The organism is Streptomyces cyaneofuscatus, assembly GCF_042718795.1.
GTDB lineage: Bacteria > Actinomycetota > Actinomycetes > Streptomycetales > Streptomycetaceae > Streptomyces > Streptomyces cyaneofuscatus_A.
Window position 1 is genome coordinate 118,809 of record NZ_JBHXOX010000021.1, and the last position, 19,718, is coordinate 138,526.

The window sequence follows — 19,718 nt, forward strand, 5'->3', positions numbered from 1 at the left end:
CGATGACCGGGGGCAGCGGGGTGCACTGGAACGACGAGACCCAGAGCTGGGAGACCGAGCCGCGACGTGCCCACACCCCGCCGCCGCCCCCGCCGCCCTCGGCCGCCCCGGTGGTGCCGCCCATGCCGCCGGGGTCCCCGGCCGCGTCGCCGGAGGTGCCCACCGTGCTGCCCACGGTTCCCGACCCGTACGCGGAGTCCGGGCCCTACGTCGTGCAGGGGCCGCCGACGGGCCCGTACAACAACATCACCGGGACCCACGGGCCTGCCACCGCTTCCCGGACGGCGCGGGAGCGGATCACCCCGCTGACCGCCGGGCTCGCCGTGGCCGTGCTCGCGGCCGGTGCGGCGGCGCTCTGGTTCACGGTCGGCGGCGGCGGCGGTGGTGACGACGGCCGGGACGACGCCCGGGGCCGGACGGCGAGCGCCTCGGCCGAGGAGGCCACCGACCCGGCCGCCGGTTTCCCCGACGGCACCGAGGACGCCACGCCCGAACCCACCGACACCGGCACCGAGTCCCCGGACGCCGGTGATCCGCCGCCCGGATACGTCACGCAGGACGACGAGGAGGGCTTCCGGATCGCGGTGCCCGAGGAGTGGAGCGAGCGCACGAAGAAGACCGGCGCGGTGTTCTACGAGCCCTTCGGCTCCGGCGAACTCCTCCAGGTCTTCCGGGTGTCCGAGCCCGGCATGACCGCGCTGGAGGCGGTGCGCGCCGCCTCGAAGGAACGCGGCGTGAGCCCCGGCTTCGAGGAGGTCCGCATCGGCGCCGTCGACAACCCGCTCGGCGGCGAGGCCGCCGAGCTGGTGTACGCGTACGACAGCGAGGACTCCGGTGGCCGCCGCCAGGTCGCCGAGCGGGTCTTCACCGCGTCGGACGGCCGCCTCTACGCGGTGCTGGTCGCCGCCCCCGACGAGCAGTGGCCGCGCCACGAGGAGATCCTCTCCACCGCCGTGACGCACTTCGACCCGTACGACAGCCCGTTCTGACGGCAGCGGCCGGCTCCGGCGGCGTGCTCAGTGCTTGAAGTCGCCGGGGGTGTAGTGGCCCGGTGCCAGCCGGCCGGTGACACCGAACCGGTTCCAGGCGTTGATCACCGTGATGGCGGCGATCAGCTGGGCCAGCTCGGTCTGCTCGAAGTGCTCGGCCGCCTCCGCGTACACGTCGTCCGGGACGAAGCCGTCGGTGAGTACGGTGACCGCCTCGGTCAGCGCGAGCGCCGCCAGCTCCTTCCCCGTGTAGAAGTGCCGCGACTCCCGCCAGGCGCTGAGCTGGACGATCCGCTCGACGGACTCGCCCGCCGCGAGGGCGTCCTTGCTGTGCATGTCCAGGCAGAACGCGCACTGGTTGAGCTGCGAGGCCCGGATCTTCACCAGCTCGACCAGGACGGGGTCCAGGCCCTTCCGGGCGGCGATGTCGAGCCGGATCATCGCCTTGTAGACGTCCGGGAGCAGCTCGGAGACGGAGATCCGGGGCGGCTCCTCGGGGGACAGGTCGGCCGGGGCGTGGTGGTGGTGTTCGTGCGTCGTGGTCATGAGAACGACGCTACGGCCCCGGTGGCACCCCGGTATGGTCCATTCCCATGACGGATTCCTGGGCCACTTTCGGCGCCGACCTGCATCTGGAACCGGTCGGTACGGGGCTGCGCAGCGGGCTGATGGCGGCCCTGCGGGAGGCGGTGCGCAGTGGGCGGCTGGCCCCCGGTACCCGGCTGCCGTCCTCCCGGGCGCTCGCCGCCGACCTGGGGATCGCCCGCAACACGGTCGCCGACGCCTACGCCGAACTCGTCGCCGAGGGCTGGCTCACCGCCCGCCAGGGCTCGGGCACCCGGGTCGCGCAGCGGTCCGCGCCGCGCCGGGCGGAGCCGGTGGCGGCCCCCATGCGGCCGGCCCGGTCCGGGGCCGGCCACGACCTGAAGCCCGGCACGCCCGACCTGTCCGGCTTCCCGCGCACCGCCTGGCTCAAGGCCGCCCGCAAGGCGCTCACCGCCGCGCCCGACGAGGTATTCGGCTACGGCGACCCGCAGGGCCGCGCCGAACTGCGCACCGTGCTGGCCGAGTACCTGGCGCGGGCCCGCGGGGTGTACGCCGACCCGGAGCGCATCGTGATCTGCGCCGGCTTCGCCCACGGTGTGGCGCTGCTGGGCCGGGTGCTGCGCCGCCGCCGGGTCCGGGAGGTCGCCGTCGAGTCGTACGGCCTCGACCTGCATACGAACCTGCTCACCGACGCCGGTCTGCGCATCCCGTGCCTGCCGCTGGACGAGCGCGGCTCACGGACCGGCGACCTGGCCGCGCTGCGCGGTGCGGGGGCGGTGCTGCTGACCCCGGCGCACCAGTTCCCCACCGGCGTACCGCTGCACCCGGACCGGCGGGCCGCCGCCGTCGACTGGGCCCGGTCCACCGGCGGGCTGATCCTGGAGGACGACTACGACGGGGAGTTCCGCTACGACAGGCAACCTGTGGGGGCGCTCCAGGGCCTCGACCCGGAACGGGTGGTCTATCTCGGCACCGCCAGCAAGTCGCTGGCCCCCGGGCTCCGCCTCGGCTGGATGGTGCTGCCCCGGCACCTGGTCGGCGAGGTGATGGCGGCGAAGGGCATGGCCGACCGGGTCTCCGGCTCGCCCGACCAGCTCACCCTCGCGGAGTTCATCGCCTCGGGGGCGTACGACCGGCATGTGCGCTCCATGCGGTTGCGCTACCGGCGCCGCCGCGACCAACTCGTCGTCGCGCTCGCCGAACGCGCGCCGGGCATCGAGGTCAGCGGCATCGCGGCCGGGCTGCACGCGGTCCTCGAACTCCCCCCGGGCACCGAGCGCTCGGTGGTCCAGGCGGCGGCCTTCCAGGGCCTGGCGCTGGAGGGGCTGTCCCGCTACCGCCACCCCGACGCCCCGGCCACCCGCGACGCGCTGGTGATCGGCTACGGCTCACCGTCGGAGAGCGCCTGGGCGGGTGCGCTGGACGCGCTGTGCCGGGTGCTGCCGTAACGGGCCTCAACAGCGATCCGCCTCCACCTCCGGCGCCTCCCCGAACCGCGCCAACGCCAGCGACCCCGCCACCGCCACCGCGAAACCGGTGACGGCCAGCCACCCCAGCCCCGCCCGGGTCCCGTCGCCCAGCCACACCACCCCCACCAGCGCCGGGCCCACCGTCTCCCCGAGCACCATCCCCGCCGTCGCCGTGGTCACCGACCCCTTCTGCAGCGCCGACGTCAGCAGCAGGAACGCCGCCGCCCCGCCCAGCAGCAGCCCGTACGCCGCCGGGTTCCGCACCAGCGCCCCCGGCGACACGTCGTCGACCAGCCGCACCGCCACCTCCACCACCCCGAAGCCGAACCCGGCCCCCAGGCCCAGCGCCAGTGACCGCGCCCGCCCCGGCAGCCGCCCGCCCACCGCGCCGAGCACCAGCACCCCCAGCGCGGCGGCGGGCACCGCCCACGGCAGCCACTCCGGGCCCGGCAGGTCGCCCTCCGTACCCGAGGCGAGCCCCAGCATCCCGAGCCCGGCGCAGACCACCGCCACCGCCGCCCACTCCGTCGAGCTCAGCCGGACCGCCAGCAGCCGGGCCGCGACCACCGCCGTGACCGCGAGCGACGCGGCGAGCGCCGCCCCCACGGCGTAGATCGGCAGCGCGCGCAGGGCGACGATCTGGAGCACGAAGCCCAGGCCGTCCAGGGCGAGTCCGGCGACGTAACGCCACTGCCGCACCGCCCGCAGCAGCAGCGCGGGGTCCACACCCGCCCCGGAACCGGGGCCGGTGGCGGCCCGTGCGGCGATCGCCTGGAGGACGGAGGCCGTCCCGTAGCAGAGGGCGGCACCGAGCGCGCAGATCATCCCCAGGAGCACAAAAGGAATGTACCGGGCGGGGGTTCCTCTCATGGGTTTCGATCCGGCGGGACGGCGAACTAGTCTGACAAGCCGTCCGGCGGGGAAACGGGGTGCCGGACCGTGTCACGTACCACGGGGGAGAACTGCGCACATGGCCAAGCGAAGGCTGAGGTCGAGCACGGTCGTGCTCGGCGGCATGGGGCTGCTCGCCCTGACGATCACATCCTGCGGCTCGGAGCCGGACAAGCGCTGCGCCGACCGGACGACCCAGAAGACCCTGCCCAGCTCCGAGTGCCGCAGCGGCGGGAGCGGTTCCTACTACTACGGCGGCGGCAAGAGCGGCGACGGCAAGGTCCAGGGCGGCAGCTTCGACAAGTCGGCGGTCGACCGGGGCGGCTTCGGCTGCACCAAGTCCGGCGGGGGCTGAGCCCGGTGGAGCGCCGCACCATCGAGCCGCGCCCCGGCTGGCAGCAGACCGTCGAGTCCCAGGGGCTGGTCTACCCGCTCACCCGCCACCCGGACGGTTCGCTGCGCCCCTACTGGGACGAGAGCGCCTACTACGTCTTCTCGCTGCCCGAGGTCGAGGCGCTGGAGGAGACCGTCGAGGAGCTGCACACGATGTGCCTGGCCGCCGCCGCGCACATCGTGGAGCAGGACCGTTTCGCCGACCTCGGTGTCACCGATCCGCGCCTGGCCTCCCTGGTCGCCGAGTCCTGGCGCCGCCGCGACGAACTGCCCTCCCTGTACGGGCGGTTCGACCTGCGCTACGACGGCGGTGGCCCGGCGAAGATGCTGGAGTACAACGCCGACACCCCGACCTCCCTGGTGGAGGCCGCCAGCCCGCAGTGGTTCTGGATGGAGGAGCGGTTCCCCGGCGCCGACCAGTGGAACTCGCTGCACGAACGGCTGGTCGACGCCTGGAAGCGGCAGGCCCACCTGCTGCCGCCGGGCCCGCTGCACTTCGCGCACTCGGACGGCGACGAGCTCGGCGAGGACCTGATGACGGTCGCGTATCTGCGCGAGACCGCCGACCAGGCCGGCCTCGACACGCACGCGCTCTCCGTGGAGGACATCGGCTGGGACCGGCTGAGCGGACGCTTCGTCGACGACCGGCTCCGCTTCCTGCGCAGTTGCTTCAAGCTCTACCCGTGGGAGTGGCTGACCACGGACCGCTTCGCGCCGCAGGTGCTGGAGACCCTCGACAACGGCGGCGGCTCCGGCACCACCTGCTGGATCGAGCCCGCCTGGAAGATGCTGCTCTCCAACAAGGCGCTCCTGGCGATCCTCTGGGAGCTGTACCCGGGCCACCCGAACCTGCTCCCCGCCTACCTCGACGGCCCCCGCGAGCTGGCCGGGCCCGGCGGGGCGGGGTACGTCTCCAAGCCGCTGCTCGGCCGCGAGGGCGCCGGGGTCGACCTGCACGGGCCCGGCTCCCCGGCGGTCCTCCGCGACGAGCCGTGCTGCTACCAGGAGCTGGCGCCGCTGCCCGACATCGACGGCAACCGGGTGGTGCTCGGGGCGTGGGTGGTGGAGGACGAGGCGGCGGGGCTCGGCATCCGGGAATCGGCGGGGCCGGTCACGGACGAGTACGCCCGCTTCCTGCCCCACGTCATCCTCTGAGACCTGTACGGGTACGGGAGTGGCTCAGGCGCTGAGCACCGTCCGCAGCCGGTCCAGCCCCCAGTCCAGGTCCTCCTTACCGATCACCAGCGGCGGCGCGATCCGGATGGTCGAGCCATGGGTGTCCTTCACCAGCACCCGCTCCTCCATCAGCCGCTCGGAGATCTCCCGGCCGGTGCCCAGGGCGGGCGCGATGTCGACGCCCGCCCACAGCCCCCGGCCCCGTACGGTCTCCACCGCGCCGCCCCCGGCCAGCAGCCCCAGCTCCCGGTGCAGATGGTCACCCAGCTCGGCCGCCCGCTCCTGGTACTCGCCGGTCCGCAGCATCGCGATCACCTCCAGCGCCACCGCGCACGCCAGCGGGTTCCCGCCGAAGGTGGAGCCGTGCTCTCCGGGCCTGAAGACCCCGAGGATCTCCGCCGAGGAGACGACGGCCGACACCGGCACCACCCCGCCGCCCAGCGCCTTGCCCAGCACGTACATGTCCGGCACCACGCCCTCGTGCTCCAGCGCGAACGTCTTCCCGGTACGTCCGAGACCCGACTGGATCTCGTCCGCGATGAAGAGCACGTTCCGCTCCCGCGTCAGCTCCCGCACCCCGGCCAGATAGCCGGCCGGCGGCACCAGCACGCCCGCCTCGCCCTGGATCGGCTCGATCAGCACCGCCACGGTGTTCTCCGTCATCGCCTCCCGCATCGCGGTGAGATCCCCGTACGGCACGATCTCGAACCCCGGGGTGTACGGGCCGTAGTCGGCCCTCGCCTCCGGGTCCGTGGAGAAGCTGATGATCGTCGTCGTGCGGCCGTGGAAGTTGTCCGTGGCCACGATGATCTTCGCCATCCCGTCCGGGACGCCCTTGACCCGGTAGCCCCACTTCCGGGCGGTCTTCACCGCCGTCTCCACCGCCTCCGCCCCGGTGTTCATCGGGAGCACCATCTCCATGGAGCAGAGCTCGGCCAGCTCCGTACAGAAGTCGGCGAACCGGTCGTGGTGGAAGGCCCGGGAGGTCAGCGTCACCCGCTCCAACTGGGCCCTGGCCGCGTCGATCAGCCGGCGGTTGCCGTGACCGAAGTTGAGCGCCGAGTACCCGGCGAGCAGATCGAGGTAGCGGCGCCCCTCGACATCGGTCATCCAGGCACCTTCCGCCGAGGCCACGACGACCGGCAACGGGTGGTAGTTGTGCGCGCTGTGCGCCTCGGCGGAGGCGATGGCAGTTTCCGTGGCGGACACGGGATCTCCGTTCGTCGTGCGGCGTGGGCGGGGGTGGTGCCCACTTTGTATCGTCGGTCGCATCCGGCGCAGGGAAACCTTCACTCTCCGGCGTGCCCGCCCGCGCGCGCTCCCTTGTGCTCCGGCGTCGGCCCGCGCGCTCGCCCCGTGCTTTGCTCCCCGTGCCCGCCCGCGCGCACTCCGGCGGCCGGAATGTGCGCTTCGTCTCAGGTCCGCGCTCCCGGGGCGTGAGCCGACCGGCACCCGAGCGGGTGCGCCCCCGCTGCGCCCCGCACCGGCTGCCGGGGATCGCCCCCGCACCTGAGACAATGGGCCCATGGCCTCTGATCGCTCCGCGCTCTCCACCGACCAGCCGCAGACGGGCCGCACCGGCGCGCCCGCCCGGCCCCGTGTGCTCTCCGGGATCCAGCCCACCGCCGGCTCGTTCCACCTCGGCAACTACCTGGGCGCGGTGCGCCAGTGGGTGGCGCTCCAGGAGACGCACGACGCCTTCTACATGGTCGTGGACCTGCACGCGATCACGGTGCCGCAGGACCCCGCCGAGCTGCGGGCCAACACCCGGCTCGCCGTGGCGCAGCTCCTCGCGGCCGGCCTGGACCCGGAGCGGTGCACGCTCTTCGTCCAGAGCCATGTGCCCGAGCACGCCCAGCTCGGCTGGGTGATGAACTGCCTCACCGGCTTCGGCGAGGCCTCCCGGATGACGCAGTTCAAGGACAAGTCCGCCAAGCAGGGCGCCGACCGCGCCACCGTCGGCCTCTTCACCTACCCGGTCCTCCAGGTCGCCGACATCCTGCTCTACCAGGCCGACCAGGTCCCGGTCGGCGGCGACCAGCGCCAGCACATCGAGCTGACCCGCGACCTCGCGGAGCGCTTCAACGGCCGCTTCGGCCAGACGTTCACCGTCCCGGCGCCGTACATCCTCAAGGAGACGGCGAAGATCCTCGACCTCCAGGACCCGGCGGTCAAGATGAGCAAGTCGGCCTCCACGCCGAAGGGCCTCATCAACCTCCTCGACGACCCGAAGGCCACGGCGAAGAAGGTCAAGAGCGCGGTCACCGACACCGACACGGTGATCCGTTTCGACGAGGAGAAGAAGCCGGGCGTCAGCAACCTGCTCACGATCCTCTCCACCCTCTCCGGCAGCACGGTCGAGGCGCTGGAAGGGAAGTACGCGGGCAAGGGGTACGGGGCGCTGAAGACCGACCTGGCCGAGGCCATGGTGGAATTCGTCACCCCCTTCCAGCTCCGCACCCAGGAATATCTGGACGACCCGGAGACGCTGGACTCCATCCTGGCCAAGGGAGCGGAGAAGGCGAGGGCCGTGGCCGCCGAGACCCTGGCGCAGACGTACGACCGGATGGGCTTCCTGCCCGCGAAGCACTGAGTCCAAGGACTCTGGCGAGATCACGGCCCCAGGGGCCACACTTGCGGCGGCAGGTCGCGGCGCAAGGCCGGAAACCGACCATCGACGATTGAGGAGAACGACGTGGGGACCGTAACGCTCGGCGTTTCGATCGCGGTCCCGGAGCCCTACGGCAGCCTGCTCCAGGAGCGGCGCGCGAGCTTCGGGGATCCTGCCGCGTACGGCATTCCCACCCATGTCACCCTCATGCCGCCGACCGAGGCGGAGGCGGCCGACCTGCCGGCGATCGAGGCGCACCTCGACACGATCGCCGCGGCCGGCCGCCCCTTCCCGATGAGGCTCTCCGGCACCGGCACCTTCCGGCCGCTCTCCCCGGTGGTCTTCGTCCAGGTCGTGGAGGGCGCCTCGGCCTGCTCCTGGCTCCAGAAGCGGGTCCGGGACGCGTCGGGGCCGCTGGTGCGCGAGCTCCAGTTCCCGTACCACCCGCACGTCACCGTGGCGCACGGCATCTCCGAGGAGGCGATGGACCGGGCGTACGCGGAGCTCGCCGACTACGAGGCGGCCTGGACCTGCGGCTCCTTCGCCCTGTACGAACAGGGCGCGGACGCCGTCTGGCGCAAGCTCCGGGACTTCCCGTTCGAGACCGGCGGCGGTGTGCCCGCCGTCCCCGCCCAGGGCGGCTACGCGGTCGACGCGCCGTCGCTGCGCCCCTGATCTGCTGATCATCCGGAGGCGCCCCTGATCCGCTGATCCGGAGGCGCCCCTGATCCGGCGGCGCCGGAGGTCACACCGGCAGGCGGCGGAACAGCGGGCGCGGCACGTGCCGCAGCGCCGACATCACCACCCGGAGCGAACCGGGCACCCACACCGTCTCCGAGCGCCGCCGCAGCCCCGTCACGATCGCCCCGGCGACCGCCTCCGGCGTGGTGGACAGCGGCTCCTCCGGCTGCCCGGCGTTCGCCCGCGTCCGTACGACCCCGGGGCGCACGACCATCACCTGGACGCCGGTGCCCTGGAGCGCGTCCCCGAGCCCCTGGGCGAAGGCGTCGAGCCCCGCCTTGCTGGAGCCGTAGATGAAGTCGGTCCGCCGGGCGCGCTCCCCGGCCACCGAGGACAGCACCACCAGCGAACCGTGCCCCTGCGCCTCGAGTGCGCCGGCGCACACCAGCCCGGCGGAGACCGCCCCGGTGTAGTTGGTCTGGGCGACCCGGACGGCGGCCGGCGGATCCTCCTCGTCGCGCGCCTGGTCCCCGGCGATCCCGAACGCCATCAGCACCACATCGATGTCGCCCTCCGCGAAGACCTTGCCCAGCACCTCCTCGTGCGCGCTGGGGTCCAGCGCGTCGAAGGCGACCGTACGGACGTCGGTGCCCCGGTCGCGCAGCTCGACGGCGGCCGCCTCCAGGGCGGGGGAGGGGCGGCCCGCCAGCCAGACCCGGCGGGTGCGCAGGGCGATCAGGCGGCGCGCGGTGGCGAGGGCGATCTCGGAGGTGCCGCCGAGGACGAGCAGGGACTGCGGGGCACCGAAGGCGTCCTTCACGGAACACTCCTGTTCAGGTTCACGGGGTGGGGGGAGCGGTGATACGGGTACGTCACAGGGCGAGCCGGCGGGCCAGGTCCGAGCGGAACGCCCCCGTCGGGTCCAGCTCGGCCCGCAGCTCCCGGAACGCGCCGAGCCCCGGGTACATCGCGGCCGCCGTCTCCGGCCGCATCCGCGCGTCCTGCGCCAGGCAGACCCGGCCCCCGGCGGCCGCCACCTCGTCGTCGAGGCCGTCCAGGAAGCGGCCGAGGCCGGGCAGGGCGGCGGGCAGGTCGAGGGCGAGCGTCCAGCCGGGCGCCGGGAACGACAGCAGGCCCGCGCCCGCTGCGCCCAGCCGCTGGAGCTCGGCCCGGAGGGCGGGGCAGCGCCGCGCCGCGATCCGCCGCACGATGCGGTGCAGCGTCTCCTCCTGCCCGTACCCGACCGTGAACCGGTAGCGCACGAGCCCGGCGCGGCCGTACAGCCGGTTGATGTCGGGGAGGGCGTCCAGGGGGTGGAAGAAGGCGGTGGTGGTGCGGAGCTCGCCGGTCCGGGCGCGGGGCGCACTCCGGTAGCGGACCTCGTTGAGGAGCGCGGCGGCGGTCCGGCCCAGCAGGCCGGCGGGGAGGAGCGGCCCCGCGGAGTTGCGGTGCGGTGGGACCGTGCGCGGGGCGCGCATTGTGCGCTGGGCGTGCGCCGGTAGCGCGGAAGGGGGCGCGTGCTCACCTCGAGTGAGGACGCCGCGTCCGGTCGCCCGGCCCCGGGCGAGGAGGTCGATCCAGGCGGAGGCGTACGGCGTCCGATCGCTCCCGGCCGCCGTGAAGCGGGCCAGCAGGTCGTCCAGGTCCGTGGCCCGCTCGGTGGAGACGGCGACCAGCGGGGTGGCCACGCGCTTCAGCCGGAGGGTGGCGGAGAGGATCACCCCGGTCAGCCCCAGGCCGCCGGTGGTGGCGTCGAAGAGGGCGGTGCCGGGCGTCACCGTACGCACCTCGCCGTCGGCGGTGAGGAGCTGAAGGCCGGCCACGTGCCGGGCGAGCGAACCGGCCCCCGGGTGGTCCAGGCCGTGCACGTCGGAGCCGATCGCACCGCCCACCGTGATCCTGCCGGTTCCGGGCACGACCGGCAGGAACAAGCCGCGCGACAGCAGGATCCGCAGCAGCCGGTCCAGGGTCACGCCCGCGTCGCAGCGGACCGTCCCCGCCTCCTCGTCCAGGGCGCGGACCCGGTCCAGGCCGGTCATGTCGAGCACCGATCCGCCCGCGTTCTGCGCCGCGTCACCGGGCGCCCGCCCGAGCCCCCGGGCCAGGGCGCCCCGGGGGCCGCGGCCCCGGACCACGGCAGCCGCTTCCTCGTACGTACGGGGGCGAAACCGTACGGCGGTGGTCGGGGCGGTGCGGCCCCAGCCGGTCAAGGACACCGTGTCGACGGACATGCCCGTGACCGTAGCCCTGGGCGTATCGTCCCGGAAAACCTATTCGTACCCTTTGTTACACCACTCACCGGAATGGGTGATGGCGTGCGTGTCACCGGGAGGCGCGGTGGGCCTTCCGGACGCGTCCGGAAGAGTTGCCCGGTGCGGCCCGAGGTCTTTCGGGCCCGGGAGGGTACGCGTACGTTCATGGACTGGCTCAAGAAACTCCCCGTCGTCGGGCCGCTCGTCTCCCGGCTGATGGAGACGCACGCCTGGCGCTCCTACGAGCGGCTGGAGAAGGTCCACTGGGCCAGGCTCGCCGCCGCGATCACCTTTATCAGCTTCCTGGCGCTCTTCCCGCTGATCGCGGTCGGCGCGGCGATCGCCGCCGCGCTGCTGAGCGACAAGCAGTTGGACACCATCAAGGACAAGCTCGCCGAGCAGGTGCCGGGCATCTCCGACCAGCTCGGCATCGACACCCTGGTCGCCAACGCGGGCACGGTCGGTCTGGTGGCCGGTGCGCTGCTGCTGTTCACGGGGGTCGGCTGGGTCGGCTCGATGCGGGAGTGCCTGCGCGCGGTCTGGGAGCTGGACGACGTCCAGGAGGCCAACCCGGTCGTCGCCAAGCTCAAGGACGCCGTGCTGCTGGTCGGCCTCGGGGGAGCGGCGCTCGCCACGCTCGCGGTCTCCACGGTCGGGACGACGGCCGTCGGCTGGAGTGCCGACCGGCTCGGCATCTCCCACGGCGGCGTCGGCGGCGTCCTGCTCCAGATCGCCGCCCTGGCGGTGGCCGTCCTCGCCGACTTCCTGCTGATCCTCTATCTGCTGTCGCTGCTGCCCGGGGTGGAGCCGCCCCGGCGCCGGCTGATGGTCGCGGCCCTGATCGGGGCGGTCGGCTTCGAGCTGCTCAAGCTGCTGCTCGGCAGCTATATGAAGGGGGTCGCGGGCAAGAGCATGTACGGCGCGTTCGGCGTGCCGATCGCGCTGCTCCTGTGGATCAACTTCTCCGCCAAGCTGCTGCTGTTCTGCGCCTCGTGGACCGCGACCGGGTCCAAGGAGGAGGAGCTGGGCGAGGGCCACGCGGAGGACGCGCCGGGGACCGGGACGGAGACCGGGACGGGGGATGCCGCCGGCGCCGTGGCGCCGGGCGGCGGCTCCACCCGCGCCTAGGACTTCTCGGCCGGGCCGGCCGGGTCGGCCGCCTGGACCGAAGCCTTCGGCTCGGTGGTCTCAGCGTCCTCGGCGGACTTGCCGGCCTCGGCCGGCATACGGCGGCTCAGCCCCGGCACCGGCCAGCGCCGGTTCACCAGGAACACCCCGGCCGCCAGGACGATCAGCACCCCGCCGATGACCGCCAGCGCGATCCCGGCCCCGCCGGATTCCCGCGCGGCCGTCGCCACGTGCGCGGCCTTCGCCGGGCCGCCCGAGCCCTGGTCCGCCCCGGCCGCCGGCTCTGCGCCCTTGCCACCGTTCGCGTTCCCGGTTTCCACCGACTTCGGCGGCACCAGCTGCCCGACCGGGGTCACCTTGCCGCTCGCGGCGAAGCCCCAGTCCAGGAGGTGGGCGGCCTCCTTGTAGACGGCGTGGCTCTCCTCCGCCGAGGGGTTCATGACCGTCACGAGCAGCACCCGGCCGTTGCGCTCGGCGACACCGGTGAAGGTGTTGCCCGCGTGGGTGGTGTAGCCGTTCTTGACGCCCGCGATGCCCTTGTACGGGTCCACCCCGATGTCCCCGGTGATCAGCCGGTTGGTGTTCTGGATCTCGAAGCTCTCGCGCTTCTTCCCCTTCTTCTTCTCGCCGGGGAAGTCGGCGGACGCGGTCGCCGCGTACTCGCGGAAGTCCTTCTTCTGCATGCCGCTGCGGGCGATCAGCGTCAGGTCGTAGGCGCTGGAGACCTGGCCCGGCGCGTCGTACCCGTCCGGTGAGACGACCGTCGTGTCCAGTGCCTGGAGCTCCTCGGCGTGCTTCTGCATCGCCGTCACGGTCGCGGGGATCCCCCCGTACATCTCCGACAGCACGTGCACCGCGTCGTTGCCCGACCGCAGGAAGACGCCGAGCCACAGGTCGTGGACCGTGTACGTGTGGTCCTCCTTGATGCCCACCAGGCTGCTGCCCTCGCCGACCCCCGCCAGGTCGCTCTCCCTCACCGTGTGGGTCAGGGAGGTGGGCTGGAGCGCGGGCAGGACCGTGTCCGCGAACAGCATCTTCAGGGTGGAGGCGGGGGGCAGCCGCCAGTGCGCGTTGTGCGCTGCCAGGATGTCGCCGCTCTCCGCGTCCGCGACGACCCAGGAGCGGCCGGACAGCTTCTTCGGCAGCACCGGTGCGCCGGGGCCCAGGTTGACCTGGGCACCCGTCTTGGCGAGCTGCTCCCCGCCCAGGCTCGACATCGTGCTCGGCGGCTTGGGCTGCTTGTCGTCCTTCTTGTCCTTGTCGGCCGCGTGCGCGGGAGTGAGGGCAAGACTTGACAGCAGGGCGGCGGAGATGACCGTAGAAGCGATCTTTTTCAGAGCAGGCACGGTCGAAAAAGTACAGGGCGAAGATGTGGATGAGGACCCGGACCGGCTGACCCGCCGGAGTGAAGGCCGGGACTGCCCCTTTCGGACGCCACCCCGGAGGAGGAGCCCGGAGGGCGGCGGCGATACTGGACCCATGAAGCTCAGCCGCCCCGTCTCCTGGTTCCTGCTCGTCTTCGGGGTGTGGAGCTGGTTCATCTGGATCACTTTCGTCAAGAACCTGTGGCAGGACGGCAGCGGGCTCGCGTTCGACGACGCGGGTGAGCCGACCGGGTACTTCTGGGTGCACCTGCTGCTCGCCGTCACGTCCTTTCTTCTGGGGACGGCGGTCGGCGCGATCGGGTTGCGCGGGGTCCGGGCTTTGCGCGACGAGCGCGCATGAGAACAGGGATGTAGGGAAGCGCGGATGGCAGCAGTGGTCTTCGTCCTGGTGGCGCTCGTGGTGCTGGCGCTGCTCGCGAGCGTGCACCGCTATGTGTGGCGCCGGTTCGTCGGTGACACGACGGCACCCGGCAGCACCCTGCGCAAGGTGGGCACCGTCGCCGCCTTCGTGTTGCCCCTCCTGAGCCTCGGCGCCATGACCTCCGGCCGGATCGGCGCGCCCTTCTGGCTCCAGCAGGTACTGGCCTGGCCGGGGTTCCTGTGGCTGGCCTGCCTGATGTACCTGACGCTCGCCCTGCTGGTGGGCGAGGTCGTCCGCCCGCTGCTGACCCGGGTGCTCGCCCGGCGCGACGCGGCGGCCGCGGCCCGCGCCACGGCCGGAACCGGAACCTCCGGAGCGGCGGCGGACGGAACCCTCGCCACGACGGAGAGCGGAACCCGTCCCCGTACGGAGGAACTCGTCCCGGCGGGCCGGAGTACCTCCTCCACCTCGGCCGACCGGGCCCCGGAGACCGCACCGGCCGCCGAACCGGAAGCGGCGGTGGAACCGGAACAAGAACCGGAAGCAGCGGCGGAACCGGAAGCGGCGGCCGAACCGGAAGCGGCAGCGGAACCGGAACTGGAACCGGCGGTCACCGCCCCCGGCATCGCCCACCCCTCCCGCCGCCTCTTCGTCTCCCGGGTCGTCGGCGGCGCCGCTGCCGCCGCCGGGCTCGCCACCGTCGGGTACGGCACCGCCAACGTGCTGCGCGGGCCGAGCGTCAAGCGCGTCACCGTGCCGCTCGCCAAACTGCCCCGCGCCGCCCACGGCTTCCGGATCGCCGTCGTCAGCGACATCCACATCGGCCCGATCCTCGGCCGCGCCCACACCCGGCGCATCGTCGACACCATCAACTCCACCTCGCCCGACCTCGTCGCCGTCGTCGGCGACCTCGTCGACGGCTCCGTGGCCGACCTCGGCTCCGCCGCCGAACCGCTGGCCGGGCTGCGGGCGCGGCACGGCAGCTTCTTCGTCACCGGCAACCACGAGTACTTCTCCGGCGCGGAGCAGTGGGTGAACCATGTCCGCGAACTGGGGCTGATCCCGCTGGAGAACGCCCGGGTGGAGATGGGCGGGTTCGACCTCGCCGGGGTCAACGACATCGCGGGGGAGACCGAGGGCCAGGGCCCCGACTTCGTCCGCGCGCTCGGCGACCGGGACCGCGGCCGCGCCGCCGTCCTCCTCGCACACCAGCCCGTCGTCATCCACGACGCCGTCGAGCACGGCGTCGACCTCCAGCTCTCCGGCCACACCCACGGCGGACAGCTCTGGCCGGGGAACTACCTCGCCGAGCTGGCCAACCCGACCGTCGCCGGGCTCGAACGGTACGGCGACACGCAGCTGTTCGTCTCGCGCGGGGCGGGCGCCTGGGGCCCGCCGGTCCGGGTCGGCGCCCCGGCCGACATCACCGTCGTCGAACTCGCCTCGCGCCAGGCCTGAAACCTGCCTCTCACCTCTGCGGGCGTTGCGGTTGCGATCATGCGATCTTCAACTAAACCGAACCGTAACGTCACGCTCCGCTACATGAAACCGCAGGTGAGAGGCGGGAAACAGCCTTTTCGGACACGCCGAGTCGAACGTGTCCAACAAAAGGCTGTGAGCGCCCCATTTACTCTTCCAGATGTGAAAATCGTGTGATTGGGTAAGCGCGAACGTGCGGCAGTGTGCGTGTCTGAGCGCAACTGCCGTGGTGGGGCTGGTAAGGGAGAGCACGGCAATGCGGTCGGTCCGGGTACGGATTCTCGCGATTTTCGCGGTTTTGGTCATCGCAGGCGTCGGCGCCTGGCAACTGCTCCCGTCGGGGGAGGCGAAGACCGACGCGGTCACCGTCGGGACATCGGACATCGTCTCCTCGCTGGACCCGGCCGGTGCGTACGACGCGGGCTCCTGGGCGATCTACAGCAACATCTACCAGTCGCTGATGACCTTCAAGCCCGGGGCCATCGTGCCGGAGCCAGACGCGGCGGAGAGCTGCGCGTTCGTCGGGCAGAAGCTCCAGACGTACCAGTGCAAGCTCCGGGACGACCTGGTCTTCTCCAACGGCCGGAAGATCACCGCCGAGGACGTCAAGTACTCCTTCGACCGGATCTTCACGATCAAGTCGGACGTCGGCCCCGCGGGTCTCTTCCCGACGCTCGACACGGTGTCGACCGAGGGCCGCACGATCACCTTCAACCTCTCCGGCAAGGACGCGACCTTCCCGCAGAAGCTCGCCACCGGCGCCGCGGCGATCGTCGACCCGACCAAGTACCCCGAGGACGAGCTCCGCAAGGGCAACCAGGTCGACGGCTCCGGACCGTACGTCCTCAAGTCGTACGAGCCGGACAACCGCGCCGAGCTGGTGCCGAACCTGAAGTACAAGGGCGCGCTCAAGAAGATCGGTGAAGCGGTCGACATCCGCTACTTCAAGGCGTCCGAGGACCTGCTGACCGCCTGGAACAACGGTGACGTGGACATCGCCCACCGCCAGCTCCCGGCCTCCAAGCTCGCCGAGCTGGACGAGGGCGACCCGGAGCTGCGGGTGACCGAGGCGGCCAGCGCCGAGATCCGCAACATCATCTTCAACACCCGGGAGAACTCGCCGTTCGGCGAGAAGAAGGTCCGCCAGGCCGTCGCCGCGCTCCTGGACCGGGGCCCGCTGGTCAGCAAGGTCTACCAGGGCACGGTCGAGCCGCTGTACTCGCTGATCCCCACCGGCTACATCGGGCACAGCACCCCCTTCTTCGACGCCTACCCCACCTCCGACCCGGAGCGGGCCAAGGAACTGCTGGCGGAGGCCGGCGTCGAGACCCCGGTGCCCGTCAACTTCGCCTACCGCGAGGGCGACATGTACACCAAGGAGACGGCCGAGCTCCGGCGCCAGCTCGAGAAGGACGGGCTCTTCAAGGTCTCGGTCAAGGCCGTGGAGTGGACGAGGTACCAGAAGGGCTACGCGGCCGGGGAGTACGACATGTACACCGTCGGCTGGTTCCCCGACTTCCCGGACCCCGACACCTTCAGCCAGCCGCTCGTCGGCACCGGCAACGTCCTGCACAGCGGCTACTCCAGCAAGAAGATGGACAAGCTGATCGCCGCCACCCAGCAGTTCAGCGACCGCGGCCGCACCTCCAACGACTTCAAGGAGATGCAGAAGCTGGTCGGCGAGGACGTCCCGCTGCTGCCGCTCTGGCAGAAGAAGGACTACGTCGTCGCCAAGACGGACGTCGCCGGCTCCCAGTACCTCTCCGACGGCACCGGCTTCTGGCGCCTGTGGGAGCTCAGCTGGATCTGACGCGGCCCCCGGGGCCGGCCGGTCAGCCGGCCGCCCCGGACCGCGTCCCGTCCGAAGGGGCGGAGGCCGGGCTCTCGCCGCCCGGCATGAACTCCACCAGCAGTGCGTGAACCTGCCGTACGAGCGGTCGCAGCACCCGGAAGCGGGAGAGCCCGATCGCCCGTGCGGCGATCGGCGCGGTGCGCTCGACGAGCCGCCGGCTGCGCTCGGCCCCCGGGGACCGGTCGTACACCCAGAACAGCACCAGGCCCATCTGCATCAGCCAGAGCAACTCGGGCAGCAGCGGAGCCAGTTCGGGATCACTCTTGGTGCCGGAGCCTGCGAGGGTCTCCCGGTGGATGGAGATCGCCGCCTCCCGGGCCGCCACCGACTCGTCGGAGAACGGGGAGAGCGGACTCTCCGGATCGGCCGCGTTCTTGAAGAACTGGGCGGCGAACCGGTGGTACGGCTCCGCCACCTCCAGCCAGACCAGCAGCACCCCCCGGATCCGGTCGGCCAGCTCCGCCTCGTCCGCGAGGACGGGCCGCACCGCCGCCGCGTGCTCACCGGCGATGCGGTCGTAGAAGCCCTGGACCAGGTGTTCCTTGGAGGAGAAGTAGTAGTAGGCGTTCCCGGTGGAGACGCCCGCCTCCTGCGCGATGGCCCGCATCGTCGTCTTGTCGTAGCCGCGCTCGGCGAAGAGCCGGAGCGCCGTCTCGAGAATCAGCGTGCGGGTCTGCTCGCTCTTCGCGGCCTTGCCGGACGATGCGGCCTTGCCGGACGGGACGGCCTTGGCGGACGACGCGGCCTTCGCTGCCTCGGCGGGCATCGCGGCCCCGTTCTCCTGCACGTTCTTCTCTTCCTTCACCACGGCCCCAACCCTAGCGGGGAGCCCATTGAGCACCCGGCGGTACGGGGCACGCCTGCTGCGGCCCGCACCGCGCGGCCGTCGCCGCCCGGTACTTCGCCGCGGCGAGCACGGTCCCCCGGGCGAAGGGCGCTCCGGCCGGGGTGGTCAGCCAGTGGGCCTTCGAGCGGTACTTCGCCAGCGCCCACAGGCACACGATCCAGGCGGAGGTCCCCTGGTAGACCTGCCCCAGGTCGCCCACCACGGTGATCTCCGCGTAGGTGGCGGCCGGGTCCAGCTCCGGGAACCGCCGCCGCGCCTCGGCCGATCCGGCCGGTACGAGGTCCAGCGGGACGAGCTGGCGCTGGCGGCCCAGCCAGTGCCGCAGGTGGGTGCAGAGCGGGCACCGCGCGTCGTAGAGCACGGTGAGCCGGCGGACGGGAGCGGCGGCGGTCACCGGGCTCACTGTCCCGGCGTCGGGGCGGGCGCCGTCCACGGGCCCGTGGGCCCCGGCTTGGTCCAGCCCTGCGGGGCGACGGGCGGGGTCTGCTCGCGCTCCATCGCGCTGCGGCGGCGGATGCGGCTGAGCACGTACACATTGCCCAGGTGCATGACGCCGAGGACCAGCAGGACCACGCCGACCTTCACCGACAGCGCCTCGAACAGCTCGCGGGCGTTCGCCACCCCGTCGGCGTTCTTCAGGTAGAGCGTGACGAACCCGAGGTTGACCAGGTAGAAGCCCACCACCAGCAGGTGGTTGACGGCTTCGGCGAGCTTCTCGTTCCCGTGAAGTACGTCGGCGAGGAAGACCCGCCCGTTACGGCTGAGGGTGTGGGCGACCCAGACGGTGAGCGCCACGCTGATCAGCAGGTAGAGGACGTACGCGACAACAGTGAGGTCCATGCCCCACCCTCCTTTGAACGCGTTCAAAACTGCTCTTGGGCATGACTGTAGACCCCTTCTTGAACATGTTCAAGAAGGGGTCTGCCTCGGTCGGCTCAGACGCTCATCGAACGGGCCTGGTTGACCTGGCCCATCACGCCGGGGAAGGTGTGCGGGCCCATCGCCGGGATCATCGTGCCGTGGTGGCGGCCGCCGCTGGTGACCGTGACCTGGACGAACCCGACGGTCCGCTTCTCCTTCATCAGCAGGAACAGCAGGCCGATCAGGCAGAACAGGGCGAAGACGATCGCCAGCACGATCGCGTGCGCCGGGATCCTCTCCTCGGTACGCGACATGTCGGTCGCCGTCCACACCGCGCCCTTCAGCGGCATCGTCCCCGAGGGGGTGACGATCGCGTCGCTCATGACGGTGATGTCACCGATCGACAGCACCGGGACCCCGCCCTGACCGGGCACGCCCTGGGGGACGGGAAGGTACTGGCCGGGCATCGTCGGCTGCCCCGGGTACGGATACCCGTAGCCCGGGCCGGGCTGGGTCGCCGACTCGGGGAGCGGCTGCGGATAGCCGTACGCGGGCGCGCCGCCCGGCGGCGGGTACCCGTACGCCTGGCCGTCGGCCATCGTCGGCGGGTGGCCGGGGTGGCCGGGGTGGCCGGGGTGGCCGGGGTGCTGCGGGTGGCCGGGCTGCTGCTGGGGAGGACCCCACTTGTAGGCGTCGCCCGGTGCGGGATTCGGCTCGCTCATGGGGATCCCCGTTCTCTGCGCGTGTTTCAGCTCCGCACGACCGTACCGCTCATATCGCCCGTACGCAGCAACGGG

The 19,718-nt window shown here is 72.3% G+C and carries 20 protein-coding genes; 10 read left to right on the forward strand and 10 right to left on the reverse strand.

Features of this window, described 5'->3' with window-relative positions; all coding sequences use genetic code 11:
• Nucleotides 1-2: 2 nt before the first annotated feature.
• Nucleotides 3-989, forward strand: coding sequence for a DcrB/PsbP domain-containing protein (locus ACFWRT_RS24010; RefSeq protein WP_380950179.1), 987 nt, complete (start codon nucleotides 3-5; stop codon nucleotides 987-989).
• A 27-nt stretch (nucleotides 990-1,016) separates the two neighbouring features.
• Here the strand turns inward: ACFWRT_RS24010 and ACFWRT_RS24015 are convergent, their stop codons facing one another.
• On the reverse strand, nucleotides 1,017-1,535 hold the full coding sequence (locus tag ACFWRT_RS24015; protein WP_380950180.1) for a carboxymuconolactone decarboxylase family protein: 519 nt from the start codon (nucleotides 1,533-1,535) through the stop codon (nucleotides 1,017-1,019).
• Nucleotides 1,536-1,582: 47 nt separating this feature from the next.
• On the opposite strand from ACFWRT_RS24015, the gene pdxR reads away from it, so the two are divergent.
• A complete protein-coding gene (gene pdxR, locus ACFWRT_RS24020) occupies nucleotides 1,583-2,983 on the forward strand; it encodes a MocR-like pyridoxine biosynthesis transcription factor PdxR (protein ID WP_380950181.1) in 1,401 nt (466 codons plus the stop codon).
• 6 nt (nucleotides 2,984-2,989) lie between these two features.
• Here pdxR and ACFWRT_RS24025 read toward each other — a convergent pair whose 3' ends face one another.
• On the reverse strand, nucleotides 2,990-3,829 hold the full coding sequence (locus ACFWRT_RS24025; protein WP_380950222.1) for a DMT family protein: 840 nt from the start codon (nucleotides 3,827-3,829) through the stop codon (nucleotides 2,990-2,992).
• A gap of 145 nt (nucleotides 3,830-3,974) precedes the next feature.
• Here ACFWRT_RS24025 and ACFWRT_RS24030 point away from each other — a divergent pair, with 145 nt between their 5' ends.
• The gene (locus tag ACFWRT_RS24030; protein WP_026241190.1) at nucleotides 3,975-4,250 is read left to right on the forward strand and encodes a hypothetical protein; all 276 of its coding nucleotides are present in this window, start codon (nucleotides 3,975-3,977) and stop codon (nucleotides 4,248-4,250) included.
• Nucleotides 4,251-4,255: 5 nt separating this feature from the next.
• Nucleotides 4,256-5,443, forward strand: a complete 1,188-nt coding sequence (locus ACFWRT_RS24035) for a glutathionylspermidine synthase family protein (protein WP_380950182.1) — start codon at nucleotides 4,256-4,258, stop codon at nucleotides 5,441-5,443.
• A 24-nt stretch (nucleotides 5,444-5,467) separates the two neighbouring features.
• Here the strand turns inward: ACFWRT_RS24035 and rocD are convergent, their stop codons facing one another.
• Nucleotides 5,468-6,673 (reverse strand): ornithine--oxo-acid transaminase, encoded by a 1,206-nt coding sequence (gene rocD / locus ACFWRT_RS24040; protein ID WP_380950183.1) that lies wholly within the window; start codon nucleotides 6,671-6,673, stop codon nucleotides 5,468-5,470.
• Nucleotides 6,674-6,989: 316 nt separating this feature from the next.
• Between rocD and trpS the strand changes: the two genes are divergently transcribed.
• Both trpS and ACFWRT_RS24050 read left to right on the forward strand, forming a co-directional pair.
• A complete protein-coding gene (gene trpS / locus ACFWRT_RS24045) occupies nucleotides 6,990-8,057 on the forward strand; it encodes a tryptophan--tRNA ligase (protein ID WP_326703951.1) in 1,068 nt (355 codons plus the stop codon).
• Between the two features lie 102 nt (nucleotides 8,058-8,159).
• Nucleotides 8,160-8,750: a 2'-5' RNA ligase family protein gene (locus ACFWRT_RS24050; RefSeq protein ID WP_380950184.1), complete on the forward strand. Its 591-nt coding sequence runs from the start codon at nucleotides 8,160-8,162 to the stop codon at nucleotides 8,748-8,750.
• Between the two features lie 70 nt (nucleotides 8,751-8,820).
• Here ACFWRT_RS24050 and ACFWRT_RS24055 read toward each other — a convergent pair whose 3' ends face one another.
• Both ACFWRT_RS24055 and ACFWRT_RS24060 read right to left on the reverse strand, forming a co-directional pair.
• Complete coding sequence (locus ACFWRT_RS24055) at nucleotides 8,821-9,576, reverse strand: decaprenylphospho-beta-D-erythro-pentofuranosid-2-ulose 2-reductase (protein WP_380950185.1); 756 nt, start codon at nucleotides 9,574-9,576, stop codon at nucleotides 8,821-8,823.
• A gap of 52 nt (nucleotides 9,577-9,628) precedes the next feature.
• Nucleotides 9,629-10,987 carry an FAD-binding protein gene (locus ACFWRT_RS24060; RefSeq protein WP_380950186.1) on the reverse strand — a complete coding sequence of 453 codons (1,359 nt, stop codon included), beginning with the start codon at nucleotides 10,985-10,987 and terminating at the stop codon, nucleotides 9,629-9,631.
• Nucleotides 10,988-11,173: 186 nt separating this feature from the next.
• Between ACFWRT_RS24060 and ACFWRT_RS24065 the strand changes: the two genes are divergently transcribed.
• Nucleotides 11,174-12,136 carry a YihY/virulence factor BrkB family protein gene (locus ACFWRT_RS24065; RefSeq protein WP_380950187.1) on the forward strand — a complete coding sequence of 321 codons (963 nt, stop codon included), beginning with the start codon at nucleotides 11,174-11,176 and terminating at the stop codon, nucleotides 12,134-12,136.
• Here ACFWRT_RS24065 and ACFWRT_RS24070 read toward each other — a convergent pair.
• A complete protein-coding gene (locus ACFWRT_RS24070) occupies nucleotides 12,133-13,482 on the reverse strand; it encodes a D-alanyl-D-alanine carboxypeptidase family protein (RefSeq protein WP_380950188.1) in 1,350 nt (449 codons plus the stop codon). The two genes, ACFWRT_RS24065 and ACFWRT_RS24070, sit on opposite strands and share 4 nt — an antisense overlap.
• A 133-nt stretch (nucleotides 13,483-13,615) precedes the next feature.
• Between ACFWRT_RS24070 and ACFWRT_RS24075 the strand changes: the two genes are divergently transcribed.
• The 3 genes from ACFWRT_RS24075 to ACFWRT_RS24085 all read left to right on the forward strand — a co-directional run bounded on the left by ACFWRT_RS24075 (nucleotide 13,616) and on the right by ACFWRT_RS24085 (nucleotide 17,171).
• Nucleotides 13,616-13,861, forward strand: a complete 246-nt coding sequence (locus ACFWRT_RS24075; protein ID WP_380950189.1) for an SCO4848 family membrane protein — start codon at nucleotides 13,616-13,618, stop codon at nucleotides 13,859-13,861.
• Nucleotides 13,862-13,894: 33 nt separating this feature from the next.
• Nucleotides 13,895-15,340, forward strand: a complete 1,446-nt coding sequence (locus tag ACFWRT_RS24080; protein WP_380950223.1) for a metallophosphoesterase — start codon at nucleotides 13,895-13,897, stop codon at nucleotides 15,338-15,340.
• Between the two features lie 277 nt (nucleotides 15,341-15,617).
• Complete coding sequence (locus ACFWRT_RS24085) at nucleotides 15,618-17,171, forward strand: ABC transporter substrate-binding protein (protein ID WP_380950190.1); 1,554 nt, start codon at nucleotides 15,618-15,620, stop codon at nucleotides 17,169-17,171.
• Between the two features lie 22 nt (nucleotides 17,172-17,193).
• On the opposite strand, the gene ACFWRT_RS24090 is transcribed toward ACFWRT_RS24085, so the two are convergent.
• The 4 genes from ACFWRT_RS24090 to ACFWRT_RS24105 all read right to left on the reverse strand — a co-directional run bounded on the left by ACFWRT_RS24090 (nucleotide 17,194) and on the right by ACFWRT_RS24105 (nucleotide 19,643).
• On the reverse strand, nucleotides 17,194-18,021 hold the full coding sequence (locus tag ACFWRT_RS24090) for a TetR/AcrR family transcriptional regulator (protein WP_380950191.1): 828 nt from the start codon (nucleotides 18,019-18,021) through the stop codon (nucleotides 17,194-17,196).
• A 10-nt stretch (nucleotides 18,022-18,031) separates the two neighbouring features.
• Nucleotides 18,032-18,463 (reverse strand): thiol-disulfide oxidoreductase DCC family protein, encoded by a 432-nt coding sequence (locus ACFWRT_RS24095; protein WP_380950192.1) that lies wholly within the window; start codon nucleotides 18,461-18,463, stop codon nucleotides 18,032-18,034.
• Nucleotides 18,460-18,900 (reverse strand): hypothetical protein, encoded by a 441-nt coding sequence (locus ACFWRT_RS24100; protein WP_380950193.1) that lies wholly within the window; start codon nucleotides 18,898-18,900, stop codon nucleotides 18,460-18,462. The genes ACFWRT_RS24095 and ACFWRT_RS24100 overlap by 4 nt, the downstream gene beginning before the upstream one ends.
• 95 nt (nucleotides 18,901-18,995) lie before the next feature.
• Nucleotides 18,996-19,643 carry a hypothetical protein gene (locus tag ACFWRT_RS24105; RefSeq protein WP_380950194.1) on the reverse strand — a complete coding sequence of 216 codons (648 nt, stop codon included), beginning with the start codon at nucleotides 19,641-19,643 and terminating at the stop codon, nucleotides 18,996-18,998.
• Nucleotides 19,644-19,718: the final 75 nt, after the last annotated feature.